The organism is Methylorubrum pseudosasae (assembly GCF_029504475.1).
Taxonomy (GTDB): domain Bacteria; phylum Pseudomonadota; class Alphaproteobacteria; order Rhizobiales; family Beijerinckiaceae; genus Methylobacterium; species Methylobacterium extorquens.
The window spans coordinates 1,864,734-1,878,552 of record NZ_JAQGDU010000002.1; the positions used below are offsets into that span (position 1 = coordinate 1,864,734).

10 protein-coding genes and 1 tRNA gene are annotated in these 13,819 nt (G+C 67.6%); 10 read left to right on the forward strand and 1 reads right to left on the reverse strand.

Going from position 1 to position 13,819, the window contains the following annotated elements; translation table 11 throughout:
- Nucleotides 1–134 precede the first annotated feature (134 nt).
- A tRNA-Pro gene (locus M2437_RS09655) sits at nt 135–211 on the reverse strand.
- Nucleotides 212–530: 319 nt separating this feature from the next.
- On the opposite strand from M2437_RS09655, the gene M2437_RS09660 reads away from it, so the two are divergent.
- From M2437_RS09660 to M2437_RS09705, 10 genes are all read left to right on the forward strand, one after another.
- Nucleotides 531–1,262 carry a helix-turn-helix transcriptional regulator gene (locus M2437_RS09660; RefSeq protein WP_309247824.1) on the forward strand — a complete coding sequence of 244 codons (732 nt, stop codon included), beginning with the start codon at nt 531–533 and terminating at the stop codon, nt 1,260–1,262.
- A gap of 477 nt (nt 1,263–1,739) precedes the next feature.
- Nucleotides 1,740–2,375, forward strand: a complete 636-nt coding sequence (locus tag M2437_RS09665) for an acyl-homoserine-lactone synthase (protein ID WP_012255589.1) — start codon at nt 1,740–1,742, stop codon at nt 2,373–2,375.
- A 256-nt stretch (nt 2,376–2,631) separates the two neighbouring features.
- Nucleotides 2,632–3,096 (forward strand): hypothetical protein, encoded by a 465-nt coding sequence (locus M2437_RS09670; RefSeq protein WP_244413859.1) that lies wholly within the window; start codon nt 2,632–2,634, stop codon nt 3,094–3,096.
- A gap of 92 nt (nt 3,097–3,188) precedes the next feature.
- Entirely contained in the window at nt 3,189–4,559 is a 1,371-nt protein-coding gene (locus M2437_RS09675) for a glycosyltransferase family 4 protein (protein ID WP_253387252.1), read from the forward strand.
- 48 nt (nt 4,560–4,607) lie between these two features.
- Nucleotides 4,608–4,931, forward strand: coding sequence for a rhodanese-like domain-containing protein (locus M2437_RS09680; protein WP_182567843.1), 324 nt, complete (start codon nt 4,608–4,610; stop codon nt 4,929–4,931).
- Between the two features lie 119 nt (nt 4,932–5,050).
- The gene (locus M2437_RS09685) at nt 5,051–6,196 is read left to right on the forward strand and encodes an efflux RND transporter periplasmic adaptor subunit (protein WP_253387253.1); all 1,146 of its coding nucleotides are present in this window, start codon (nt 5,051–5,053) and stop codon (nt 6,194–6,196) included.
- A gap of 162 nt (nt 6,197–6,358) precedes the next feature.
- Nucleotides 6,359–9,568 carry an efflux RND transporter permease subunit gene (locus M2437_RS09690; RefSeq protein ID WP_003600165.1) on the forward strand — a complete coding sequence of 1,070 codons (3,210 nt, stop codon included), beginning with the start codon at nt 6,359–6,361 and terminating at the stop codon, nt 9,566–9,568.
- A gap of 166 nt (nt 9,569–9,734) precedes the next feature.
- The gene (locus tag M2437_RS09695; protein ID WP_253387254.1) at nt 9,735–10,769 is read left to right on the forward strand and encodes an SDR family oxidoreductase; all 1,035 of its coding nucleotides are present in this window, start codon (nt 9,735–9,737) and stop codon (nt 10,767–10,769) included.
- A 185-nt stretch (nt 10,770–10,954) separates the two neighbouring features.
- Nucleotides 10,955–11,827, forward strand: coding sequence for an MBL fold metallo-hydrolase (locus M2437_RS09700; protein WP_253387255.1), 873 nt, complete (start codon nt 10,955–10,957; stop codon nt 11,825–11,827).
- Nucleotides 11,828–12,264: 437 nt separating this feature from the next.
- Nucleotides 12,265–13,725, forward strand: coding sequence for a methyl-accepting chemotaxis protein (locus M2437_RS09705; protein ID WP_056154993.1), 1,461 nt, complete (start codon nt 12,265–12,267; stop codon nt 13,723–13,725).
- Nucleotides 13,726–13,819: the final 94 nt, after the last annotated feature.

Below are 13,819 nucleotides of genomic sequence, written 5' to 3' on the forward strand. Positions count from 1 at the left end.
GCTTCCCGCATCAGCCGTGGATCAGCGTCATCGCTATATCAACGGCTTGAAGGCGGTCACGAGCATCACGGTGGCAGAGAGGGAAAGTGCGAGACGGCATCGTTCCCCGGCGGGAATGCGGTCTCGGCAATGAATGGTCGGAGTGGCCGGACTTGAACCGACGACCCCCTGTCCCCCAGACAGGTGCGCTACCGGGCTGCGCTACACTCCGACGCCCTTACGGCCCGCGGCTCATAGCGGTCCGCTTCGGACAGCGCAAGCCCTTCCGCGATCGCCGAACCGCGCGGCGCGGTCCCGCGCCCTGCGGATGAGACCTGTGCACGAGCACGCGCTGGCCCTCGAAATTTGATTCAGCGCATTGCTCGGCCGTACGGCGTCGCGCAGGACGGCAGACAGGGCGCGCGCCGGCTCCCTTTGTCCTTGATTCCGCGCGGGCAACAGCGAAGCAACTTCAACGAAATTTACGAGCGCCCTTCTCAAAGGCGTAGCAACGACTTATCGTGATGAGAGTGCGATGATTTTGCCGGGCCATGTCTAGAAAATCACTTGACCTGACGTTGGAAATTCTGAAGTCGCTCGATCGAGCGCATTCGCGTGAGGATATCCTGCGGGCCATCATGCCGCGGCTCAACACGCTGGGCATCGAATACGTCATTTCGGCGATGATTCCTCTGAAACGCCTGCCCGCGCGAACACAGAAGAATTATCTTATTTTAGATAATACTTCCGACGAGTGGAACCGGCTCTACTTTTCGAAAGGCTATATGTATACGGACCCGGTCGTGCAGGCGACCCTGTCCAGCACGACCGGCTTCCGCTGGTCGGAGATCGAACCGGCGGGCGTGCTCGATCCCCGCTCGCGGCAGGTGATGAACGAGGCCGGCGAGTTCGGCCTCGGCGACGGCTTTACGGTGCCGCTCGCCACGCTGGAGGAGGAGCGCGGCGGCCTCACCTTCGCGGGTCCGCAGCTCGATATCAGCCCAGGACAGCGCGGGATGCTCACCCTGCTCGCCTCCTACGTGGTCGGGCAGACGCTGCTGATCGACAACGGCCCCAGCGAACGCCGGATGGGACTGACCCCACGCGAGCGCGAGAGCCTGCAATGGGTCGCCGAGGGCAAGACCGATTGGGAAATCGGTGAGCTGATGGGCATCTCGCGGCACGGCGTCGATTTCCACCTGCGCTCAGCCCGGGTGAAACTCGGCTGCGTGTCCCGTACGCAAGCGGTGGCCGAAGGGTTCAGGCGCGGCCTGATCATCTGAGCGGACCAGACCGCGCCGCCATCGACCGCCCGACTCAGGTCGAAGAGCCGCCGGAAGGGTGAGCCGCGGCGCGACGGAAGCACCGAGCGCGGCGTGCTTTCGAAACAGGCAATGCAAGATTGCATGTCCGGCGCATCGCGCCCGGTGCGATATCCGGATCGCTGCACCGGGCGACGTCGTCCGCCGGCGCTCGGAGCCGCGCGGACGCGGTGGAGGATCGCGCCGCAACGCTCATGACCACGGTAATGTGAGCTGCCCCTCCGCCGGCTGTCGACAACTTCTGTATTGTTTTACACATTCAATCCAAGATAGAGACGTGGGCCGCGCGATTTGCGAGAGTAGCGGAATCAGCGCTCGCGGACCGGCTTGATTTCCGAACGGCAAAAGGCCGACCGAACGAAACCCTACGGGTTCTCGTAGTGCCGCGGCCCGCCTGGATTTGGGACGAACACTTCAGGTTTCTGAAGAGGTGTTCCGATGATCCATGTCGTCACCGCTGAAAACATGCAGGACTATGCCGGTGCGCTCGATCAGGCCTTCCGCCTGAGACACCGTGTCTTCGTCGAAGAACTGGGCTGGTCCAACCTCGCCCGCCCGGACCGGCGCGAGATCGACGAGTTCGACGACGAGCACGCCATCCATCTCCTCGCCCTCGACGAAACCGAGTCCGTCATCGGTTACTCGCGCCTGTTGCCGACGACCCGGCCCTACCTGCTGCCGATGGTGTTGCCGCAGCTTTGCGAAGGGGCGGCGCCGTCGGGCGCGCATATCGTCGAATGGGGCCGGATCTGCGTCGCGGAATGCGCCCGGACCTCGGGCCGGCGGCTCAACCCGACGGCCCTGGCCCTGATGACGGCCATCGTCGAGTGGGGGCTGCCGCGGGGGATCACCAGCTTCATCTCCGAAATGCCGACCAGCTGGATCCTGCGCCTCCTGCAACTGCACCTGCGCGCGATGCCCCTCGGCCTGCCCCACGAAATCGAGGGCGAGGAGATCGTCGCGGTCGAGGCGGCCTTCGACGGCCGCTCGCTGCGCCAGCTCCAGAACAAGCGCGGCGACATCCGCTCGGTGCTGGCCCCGCCGCGGGTCAGCTTCGCCCGGCTCGCCTCCTGACGGACGCGGCGACGGGTGCGCCGCATCCGTCGCCGGACATCGGCACCGCGATCCGGCCGCCCTGGCAGGACGCAGCCATCACAAGCCTGACGCTTTGTGCGCGGGGAGTAGTACCTTGAAACGCAGACGCAGTGACGCCCGGTACGCAACGGCTCCGGGGCTCGCCGGAACCATGACGACGCCTGGAATCGTCGGAACCTGGGAGTGGGATCCGGCGACCGGATGCTTCATCCTCGACGAGGGAGCCGCCGAGTTGATGGCGGGGGATGCCGGCCTTGCCGGACACCCCCTGCGCAGCGAGCGGGCGACCGCAGGCCTCGATGCGTCGGTGGCCGCCCGCTTCCTCGGCGACGTCCGCCACGCCGCCGAGCAGGAGGACGACGTCGCGGTCGATCTCTGGGTTCCGTCACTCTCCGGACCCAAGCGCCGGCTTCTGTGCCGCGGCCGGATTCACCGGGACGCGCGGCAGCAACCCGTGCGCGGGGAGGGGACGCTGATCGACACCGCCGATCCCGGCGTGCAGGCACGGACCCTGCGGGAGCTGGAACACGCCGCTGCGGCCGATGCCATCGACGAGGCTGCCGAACTCATCATCGCGGCACGCCGTGCGATCGATGCGAGCGGCAAGCCCCGGCTGCGCCAGCTCGTCGATGTCCTCCTGCTCGAGATCGCCCGGGAGATCGCGAGCCGCAGCAGCGAGCTGGATCGGCAACAGCATTAAATCCGCGGCGCAAGGCCTGCGGCCAAAGACCCGTGGCGAAAGGCCTGCAGCGATGACCCGGTGACGGTCGCCAGGATCACGGAATCCGGTCTATGCAGCCGGCCATGCAAGCCTGTCTCGCCATCGACCTGACCCGTCTCATCACCCGGCTCCGTCATGCCAGCCCCACCGGCATCGACCGGGTCGATCTCGCCTATGCCCGGCACATCCTGTCCCAGGGCGCGGAGGGCACGCGCTTCGGGCTCGTCTCGACGGCGTACGGCCCGCGCGTCCTCGACCGCGCGACCGCGCGCGGCATCGTCGAGGCGGTCGCCGCGGGCTGGGTCGAGGACGTGGTCGCCGAGGCCGATCCGGTGTTTCAGGCGCTCGCGGCCTCGCTTGCCGGCGACGCCCACCCGCTGCCGAAGGCAGCGCGGCGCCGGGCGGAGGGCGGGCTCGATCGACGTCGCCTTCAGGCCGAAACCGGTTTGCGGGTGCTGCGCTCGGGCGGGATCGAGCGCCTTCCCGAGGGAACGATCTATCTGCACACCTCGCACCTGCGGCTCGACCGGCCCGAACGCTTCGACTGGCTCTACACGCGGCGCGACGTGCGGCCGGTCTTTTTCGTCCACGACCTGATTCCGATCTCCCACCCCGAATACGGCCGTCCGGGCGAGGCCGAGCGCCACGCGATCCGGATGGAGACCGTGGCGCGCCACGCCGCGCATGTGCTCGTCAATTCGGGCGATGTCGGCGCCCGCTTCACGAATTACGCGTGGCAGCGGGGCCTGGGCCCGAAGCCGGTGACCGTGGTCCCCCTCGGCGTCGAGCCCGTCTTCTCAAGCGGGGCGGACGAGGCGGGCCTGCCGGCGCTCGCGCGGCCGACCTTCCTCGTTTGCGGCACCATCGAGCCGCGCAAGAACCACCTGCTGCTGCTCAACCTCTGGCGCGATCTCGCCGAGCGCAACGGCGCCGAGACCGGTGCGGCGATCCCGCGGCTTGTCCTGATCGGCCGGCGCGGCTGGGAGATCGAGAACGTCGCCGACATGCTCGACCGCTGCGAGGCCATCCGCCCGCATGTGAGCGAGGTGGTCGGCCTGTCCACCCACGGCCTCGCGCGGTTGATGCGCGGCGCCACCGCCCTGCTGATGCCCTCCTTCATCGAAGGCTACGGCCTGCCGGTGGTCGAGGCCGCCGCCAGCGGCCTTCCGGTCGTCGCCTCCGACATCCCCGTCCACCGGGAGATCGGCGGCGGTTTCGCCCATTTCCTCGACCCTCTCGACGGACCGGGCTGGACGGCGGCGGTGCGGGCCTTGAGCGAACCGGGCTCCCGGTTACGGACGGAGCTGGCGGGGCGGCTCGCGGCCTACGAACCGCCGAGCTGGACCGCGCATTTCGAGCGGGTCGATGCCGCACTCGCCGGACTGCCCGCCGCTGTTGCGCCGCACGGGCGAGAAGACTTAAGAAATCCCCGCTCGATGTGACCCGCCCCCTTCCGCGGCGGCTCCCTCCCCTTGGAAAGATCGGTTGCGATGAAGGTGGTCGACCTCGACCGCGAGACGGTCAAGCAGGGCTTGGCGGACGGCTCGCTGCTGCTCATCGATGTGCGTGAGGATCATGAATTCGCCCGTGGGCGCATTCCCGGCTCGATCTCGCATCCGCTCTCGAGCTTTGACCCTGAAGCCTTGAAGGCGCTGATCGCGGCGGACGGGCGCCGGCCGGTCTTCTCCTGCGCCTCGGGCGTGCGCTCGGTCCATGCGATCGCGGCGGCGCAGCAATCCGGCCTCGATGTGAGCGAACACTACGCGGGGGCCTTCAAGGATTGGTACGCCGCCGGAGAACCGGTTGAATCCTAGATTCGGCACGCCTGCGTTGCAAAGCGTCGAACCGTTCCTTGCGTGACGGACCGTCATGTGCGGGAGCGCACGCCCCACTCGAGGTTGCGGGGACTAGGCCGCGCCATGCAGGGAACCGAATGATGCGTAGCCTCAGGCCTCTTCTTCTCGCCACACCGCTGATCGCCTCCGCGCTGCTGGGTGCCGGGCCGGCCGACGCGCAGATGCCGGGCGCGCCGCCGCCCGGCGTGACCGTCGCCAAGCCGGTGGTGCGGGAGATCGTCGAGCAGGACCAGTACACCGGCCGGTTCGACCCGATCGAATTCGTCGAGGTCCGCGCCCGCGTGACCGGCTACCTCGACAAGATCATGTTCCAGGACGGCGCGAACGTGAAGAAGGGCGAAGTGCTCTTCATCATCGACCGCCGCCCCTACAAGGCGGCTTTGGAGCAGGCCCAGGCCGCGCTCACCTCGGCCAAGGCGCGGCTCTCCTTCACCCAGACGGATCTGGAGCGTGCGCAGGTGCTGTCGCGCGGCGGCAACATTTCCGAGCAGGTCACCGACCAGCGCCGCCAGGCCTCGCAGACCGCCCAGGCCGACGTGGACAGCGCGGAAGCGGCGCTTCGCAACGCGCAGCTCAACTACGACTTCACGGAAGTGAAATCGCCGATCAACGGGCGGATCAGCCAGCGTCTCGTCACCGAGGGCAACATCGTCAGCACCGACCAGACGATCCTGGCCCGGATCGTCTCGCTCGATCCGGTCTATTTCGGCTTCACCGTAGATGAGCGCTCGTTCCTGAAATACCAGGGCTCGCTCGGCATCGGCATGGGCCAGATGCAGCGCGGCAAGGGCGCCCCGGTGCAGATCGCCCTGTCCGGCGAGGAGAAGCCGAGCCGCAAGGGCACGCTCGACTTCGTCGACAACCGGGTCGACAACCAGACCGGCACGATGCTCCTGCGCGCCACCGTCGAGAACCCGGACAACTTCATCAAGCCGGGCCTGTTCGGCATCGTCGCGATGCCCGCGACCAAGCCGTTCCAGGGCATCCTGATCCCCGACGAGGCGGTCTCGGCCAACCAGGACAAGCGCATCGTCTACGTGCTCGGCGATGGCGACAAGGTCTCGGCCAGGACCGTGAAGCTCGGGCCGATCGTCGACGGCTACCGCGTGGTCCGCGACGGCCTGAAGGGCGACGAACTCGTGGTGGTCAACGGCGTCGCCAAGGTCCGCCCGGGCGCGCAGGTGAAGCCCGAGACGGTCGAGCTGCCGCCGTCGAAGAAGTGACGTCGCCCTGATGCGGCACCGTCGCGGGGGCGAGGCGGGACGCGGACAGTAGAGATTTTCGAGCGCCGACGCTCCCGGACCGACCGGGGATGCCGGCCTGGACGCAGACGGCAAGCCGCACGGGTCGCGCCAGCGCGCACCGGCCGGCGAGAGGTTTGAACGATGCGTTTCGCCCATTTCTTCGTTGACCGGCCGATCTTCGCCTCGGTCACGTCGATCATCTTCCTGATCGTCGGCTTCGTCGCCTACGAGAAGCTGCCGGTCTCGCAATATCCCGAGATCGTGCCGCCGACCGTGACCGTGCGCGCTAGCTTCCCCGGCGCCAACGCCGAGACGGTGGCTGCCACGATCGCGACGCCGCTGGAGCAGGAGATCAACGGCGTCGACAACATGCTCTACATGACGTCGTTGTCGACCAACGACGGCGCGATGCTGCTGACGGTGACCTTCAAGGTCGGCACCAACCTCGATATCGCCAACGTGCTCGTGCAGAACCGTCTTTCGGTGGCGCAGCCGCGCCTGCCGCCGGACGTGCGCAACCTCGGCGTCACCGTGCGCAAGGCCTCGCCCGACCTGATGCTGGTCGTGCACCTGCTCTCGCCCAAGCGCACCTACGACCAGAACTATCTGGCCAATTACATCTACCTCAACATCCGCGACGAGCTGCTGCGCCTCGACGGCGTCGGCGACATCTCGATCTTCGGCGGCAACGAGTATGCCGAGCGGGTCTGGATCGATCCGCAGAAGATGGCCGCCTACGGCCTGACCACCACCGACGTGACGAGCGCGCTGCAGGAGCAGAACGTGCAGGTCGCGGCCGGCCAGCTCAACGGCCCGCCCGCCGCGCCGGGCGCCGCCTTCCAGCTCGTGGTGCAGTCGCAAGGGCGCTTCCAGTCGCCGGAGCAGTTCGCCGACGTCATCGTCAAGGCGAATGACGGGCGCCTCGTGCGCGTGCGCGACATCGCCCGCGTCGAGATGGGCCAGAAGGACTACACGACGAACTCCTTCCTCAACGACACCCCCGCGGTCGGCATCGGCGCCTTCCAGCGGCCGGGCACCAACGCGCTCGAGGCCGCGGAATCGGTCAAGGCGACGATGGAGCAGTTGAAGAAGAACTTCCCGCCGGACGTCGAGTACCGCATCGCCTACAACCCGACGGAGTTCATCGAGGAATCGATCCACGAGGTCTACAAGACCCTGTTCGAGGCGGTCCTCCTCGTCGTCATCGTGGTGCTCGTCTTCCTCCAGAGCTGGCGCACGGCGCTGATCCCGGTGATCGCGATTCCCGTGTCGCTGGTCGGCACCTTCGCGGTGATGTCGGCGCTGGGCTTCTCGCTCAACAACCTCACCCTGTTCGGTCTTGTGCTCGCCATCGGCATCGTGGTCGATGACGCGATCGTCGTGGTGGAGAACGTCGAGCGCAACATGGCCGAGGGGCTCTCGGCCGGCGAGGCGGCGCACAAGACCATGGACGAGGTGGGCGGGGCGGTCATCGCCATCGCCCTCGTGCTCGCGGCGGTGTTCATCCCGACCGCCTTCATCCCCGGCATCTCGGGCCAGTTCTACAAGCAGTTCGCGCTCACCATCGCGGCCTCGACCATCATCTCGGCCTTCAACTCGCTCACCCTGTCGCCGGCGCTCTGCAAACTGCTGCTGAAGCCGCACCACGAGCACAAGCCGCCGAAATTCTTCCTCACCCGCTTCCTCAACTGGCTGGCGCACCTGTTCAACCGCGGCTTCGACGCGCTGTCGAACGGCTACGCCCACTCGATCCGCTTCCTGACGGGAACGGCCATCGGCGTGATCGCCATGCTGATCCTCTATGCCGGTGTGATCGCGGGCACGCTACACCTCGCCCGGACGACGCCCACGGGCTTCATCCCGGACCAGGATCAGGGCTACCTCATCGGCGTCGTGCAGTTGCCCGCGGGCTCCTCGCTCGACCGCACCACCGATGCGGTGAACCGGGCCGCCAAGATCGCCCGCGGTGTCGACGGCATCACCAACACCGTCATCATCGCGGGCTTCGACGGCGCGACCTTCACCAACACCACCAACGCGGCGGTGATGTTCCTCACCCTCAAGGGCGCCAAGGAACGGGCCGCACAGGGCCGGAGCGCGGCCGTCATCACCGGCGACGTGCTGAAGGCGACGGCGGGCATCCAAGAGGCGCGCATCATCGTCATCCCGCCGCCGCCGGTGCGCGGCCTCGGCCAGGGCGGCGGCTTCAAGATGCAGATCGAGAGCCGCCAATCCTCCGAGATCGGCCCGCTGCTCGCGGCCGCCGGCGAGGTGATCGGGCAGGCCAACCAGAGCAAGGATGTGACGCGGGTCTTCACGACCTTCGGCAACGACACGCCGCAGCTCTACCTCGACATCGACCGCACCATCGCGCGCATGCTCAACGTGCCGCTCGCCAACGTCTTCTCGACCGTGCAGACGGCTTTGGGCGGCGCTTACGTCAACGACTTCAACACCTTGGGCCGCATCTATCAGGTGCGCGTGCAGGGTGACGCGGTCTACCGCATGTCGCGCCGCGACATCGAGCAGCTCAAGGTGCGCTCCTCGACCGGTGCGCTGGTGCCGATGGGCACGCTCGCCTCCATCCGCGACATCGCCGGCCCGCAGATCGTGCAGCGGTTCAACCTGTACTACTCGGTGCCGCTGCAGGGCGTGGCGCAGCCCGGCGTCTCGACCGGCCAGGCGCTCGACACCATGGAGGAGATCGCCAAGCGGGCCCTGCCCGAGGGCTATTCCTACGACTGGACCGAGATCGCCTTCCAGCAGAAGGCGGCGGGCGACACGGCGATCTACGTCTTCGCACTGGGCGTGCTCCTCGTCTTCCTCGTGCTCGCGGCGCAGTACGAATCCTGGGCGCTGCCGCTAGCGATCCTGCTGGTGGTGCCGACAGGCGTGCTCGCCGCCCTGTTCGGGGTGCAGTTGCGAGGGCAGGACAACAACATCCTGACCCAGATCGGACTGATCGTGCTCATCGGTCTGGCCGCCAAGAACGCGATCCTGATCGTGGAATTCGCCCACGACATCGAGAACAGCGAGAACAAGGGCCCGGTGGATGCCGCGGTCCAGGCCTGCCGCCTGCGCCTGCGCCCGATTCTGATGACGGCCTTCGCCTTCATCCTCGGCGTGCTTCCGCTGGTGATCGCCACGGGCCCCGGCGCCGAGATGCGCCAGGCGCTCGGCACGGCGGTGTTCTTCGGGATGATCGGCGCGACCTTCTTCGGTCTGTTCCTCACGCCGGTCTTCTACGTGGTGATCCGCAAGGCGGTGATCTGGATCGGAAGGAAGCGCGGCAAGGACACGCATGGCGGCGACGGGCATGGCGCGCCGCACGGAGCCCCGGCCCACGGCTGAGCCTCCCCGCACAAGCGCTGAACATCGTGAAGGCCCGCCCATCTCCGGATCGGCGGGCCTTCTCACATCCAACGATCCAGGCTCGCATCGTCGCAGCGGCGCCCGCGCCGCAACTCCGCCCGCACAGCGCGCATTGACGGGCAGGTTGAGCGCAGGAGGATGCGGTTTGGCAGGGCAGGGACGAAGGGGTGCTGCGCGGATTGCCGTGGTGACGGGCGGAAGCGCCGGGATCGGCCTCGCCACGGCCCAGCTTTTCGCGCAACGCGGCTGGTCGGTGGCGATCCTGGCACGCGGTGCCGAGCGTCTCGCCGAGGCCGAGGCGCTGCTCGCCCGCGAGGGTGGGCGCGTGCTGGCGATCCCGGCCGATGTGGCCGACGCCGCGGCGATCGAGGCGGCAGCCGACCGGATCGAGCGGGAACTCGGGCCGATCCGGGCCTGGATCAACAACGCCATGACGACGATCGTCAGCCCGGCCGACCAGGTCACCCCGGAGGAGTACCGCACCGTCACCGGGGCGACCTATCTCGGCACCGTCCACGGCACGCTGGCGGCCCTGCGCCGCATGAAGCCGCGCGACCGCGGCGTGATCGTCCAGGTCTCTTCCGGGCTGGCGATCCGCGCGGCTCCGCTCCAGGCGCCCTATTGCGCGGCGAAGTTCGCGATCAGCGGCTTTACCGACTCGCTGCGCGCCGAACTGATCCACGAGAACAGCAAGATCGCGCTCAGCGTGGTCTACCTGCCGGCGGTCAACACACCGCAATTCGGCTGGACCCGCACCCGGACCGGCCACGGGCAGCGCGCCCCCGATCCCGTCTTCGATCCGCGCTTGTGCGCCGAGGCGATCCACCACGCGGCCGAGCGGCCGACCCGCGAGGTCTGGGTCGGACGGACCTCGGTGCTGATGGCGGCGGCCCAGGCCCTCCTGCCGTCCTACGCCGACCGCAAGGCGGCGCAGAGTTGGGAGGACATGGTGGAGGACGAGGCGGTCCCGGATCGGCGCGGCAACCTCGACGCACCGGCGCCGGGCCGGGCGCGCATCGATGGCGCCATGAGCGAGCGGGCCAAGACGACCCGCTCCGAGTTCTGGACCAGCCGGGAGCGCGATGCCCTCGTGCTCGGTGCCTTGGGCGCCGCCCTGCTCGGCACCGCCCTGGCGGCGCGCGCTCTGCGCCGGCCGCTGCGTCTGCTCGAACGGCTCTGAGCGAAAGCGCATTCCCACGAAGGGGTCACCGGTTCGTCGAGAGAATGCACGTCAAAACTAAAGACCTAGAGCGCCGGCCTGATGCAGTCAGGTCGGATACGGCCCTGGGCCTTTCTTCACCCGCAGCGGACGGATAGGACCGTCCGATCTCCGGCCCGCCCGCGGGCACCCATGAGGACTTGCCCGTGCCCGGTTACCTGCCCTTCGCCGGCGCCCTGAAGCTGCCCGCCTACACTTGCGACAATTGCGGGTTCTGGCAGCGCCACTTCGAGGCGCCGCCGCATTGCCCGATGTGTCTCGACGCCCGCCACGTCGTGCCGCAGGACGGCTGGCGCTTCCGCACCACGCGCGAGGCGCAAGACGCCTTTCCCTGCCACTGGGAAGAGCTGGAGCCCGGAATCTGGCGCTTCTGGAACGATCCGGTTTCCGGCATCGGCCCGAGCGCCTACCTGATCCGGACCGAGGACGGGAATATGGGCTTCGAGGCCTGCCCCGTCTTCAGCGAGGCGGCGCTCGACCAGATCGAGCGGCTTGGCGGGATGCAGGTGCTCTCGGCCTCGCACCCGCATTCCTACGGGGCGCTGGTGCAGCTTCAGGACCGCTTCGACCCGGAACTGTGTCTGCCAGCGGCCGACTTCACCTGGAGCGCCGCGCTTCAGGTCTCCTGGCCCTACGACGACTTCCTCGAACCCCTTCCCGGCTTGGAACTGCACCGCACCGCCGGCCATTTCGACGGCCACGCCGTGCTGTTCGACCGCAAGCGCAAGATCTGTTTCTGCGGCGACGCGCTCAAGTTCGAGCTCGACCCGAACGACTTCCGCAAGGCGCTGACGATCTCGGCCCATAAGGCCTTCGTGCGCGGCGTGCCGCTCACGGTGAACGAGCTGCGCCGCTATCGCGACGTGTTCGAACGCCTCGATTTCACCCAGACCTGGACCCCGTTCGAGCCCGCCGCCAATGTCGGCCGGGCCGAGGTCGTGGCGCTGATCGATGCGATGCTCGGCAGCCGGCCCCACGCCGCGCCGGTGCCGCTGGACCATCTCCGCCGCAGCACCTGAGCGCCGCTCACGACATCGCTCCCCTGCGAACCGGACGGAAGACACGCGTCCCATCACGTTCGTAGGGGAGGGAGGGCGAGCGGTCTGACGGCCGCTCCCTTCCCGCTATCAGCGAAGGGGCAGCGAAGCCGACCGATCTCCGAGCCCGACGCGGACGCGCAAGAAGAGATCGCCAGCGCAATGGCGCGTTTATATCATATGTTACTAGCGTAGTTGCGGTCTGTGCGACGCATGTCGAAACAAGATTGCAGCCTACAGACGATTGCAACGTTCTACACCACGGATTTTAATCCATAATTTACTCAGAAAATGAACATTCGTCATAAGGGGCGGATGAAAGACATCGAGCGAAATCGCCGAGATCCGCCCTCGATCAATGACGACATCGCTCTGGCGACGTGGCTGCCGGAGAAAGATTGCGTCACGGGGGTTCTGTGATGTTCCGTAAGCCCAAGCAAAGTGACGCCCAAGCGAAGCTCGATGCACTCGATCGATCGCTCGCGACCATTGAGTTCGCGATGGATGGGACGGTTCTCGACGCGAACCGGAACTTTCTCGACGCGATCGGCTACGAGCTCGACGAGATCAAGGGCCGGCATCACCGCATCTTCGTCGAGCCCGCCTATGCCGAGAGCGCCGATTATCGCGCCTTCTGGGAGACGCTGCGCGGCGGCAAGTACGCCTCGGGCGAATTCCCCCGTCTCGGCAAGTCCGGACGCAAGATCTGGCTAGAAGCCACCTACAACCCGGTGCTCGGGGCGGACGGCAAGCCGGAGCGGGTGATGAAGTTCGCCACCGACATCACCGCCAAGAAGAACGAGACGAGCCGGCTGCTGACGATGATCGACGGCATGCCCGTCGCCGTCATGACGGTGGACCCGAAGGACGAGTTCAAGATCAACTATCTGAACAAGACCTCGGTGACGACGCTCTCCACCATCGAGGAGCATCTGCCGATCAAGGTCTCGGAGATGATGGGCCGCTCCTTCGACGTCTTCCACAAGCACCCGCAGCATCAGCGGACGATGCTGGCCGACAGCAGCCGCCTGCCGCACCGGGCCAAGATCCGGGTCGGCCCCGAGACCCTCGATCTGCGCGTCTCGGCGATCCACGGGCCTGAGGGCGAGTATGTCGGCCCGATGGTGACGTGGTCGGTGATTACGGCGCAGGTTCAGATGTCGGCGGACGTCTCGCGGGTGGTCGAGGCGGTGCGGTCGGCGGTGGAGCGGATGGGGTCCTCGGCGGAGGAACTGTCGCGCTCGGCCGAGGACGCCCGGCAGCGCGCGGCCTCGGTGGCGGCGGGCTCGGCGCAGATGACGGCGTCGATCCAGGAGATTTCGGGGCAGGTCGGCAGCGTGTCCGAGCGCGCCCAGCGGATCGCGGCCCAGGCCGAGACGACCGATCTGACGGTGCGCCAGCTCGCCGAGAACGCGCGCAAGGTCGACGCGGTGGTGGCGATGATCCGCTCGATCGCCGATCAGACCAACCTGCTCGCCCTCAACGCCACCATCGAAGCGGCCCGCGCGGGCGCGGCCGGCCGCGGCTTCGCCGTGGTCGCCGCCGAAGTGAAGGCGCTGGCCGAGCAGACGGCGAAGGCGACCGGCGAAATCTCCGGACAGATCGCCGCGATCCAGAGCGCCACCGGCGAGGCGGTCGAGGCCATCGGCACGATCACCGCGGCGGTGACCGACCTCTCGGGGCTCACCCTTGCCATGGCGAGCGCGGTCGAGGAGCAGGCGGCCTCGACGCACGAGATGTCCGGCAACATCGTCGGCGTGTCCTCGGCGGCGGACGCCACCGGCAGCCATGTCGACTCGGTCCGCACCATCGCCGAGGATCTCGCGACGCATTCCGCCGGCTTGGGCGCGAGCGTCGAGAAGTTCCTCAAGGCGAGCTGAGGCTAGGCCGCGGACGGGAAGAACCACGCAAGGCCGATGTGCCGCATGTCACGACAATCGGTCGTGCCATGCAACCGGGCGCCGCCGAAGGGCT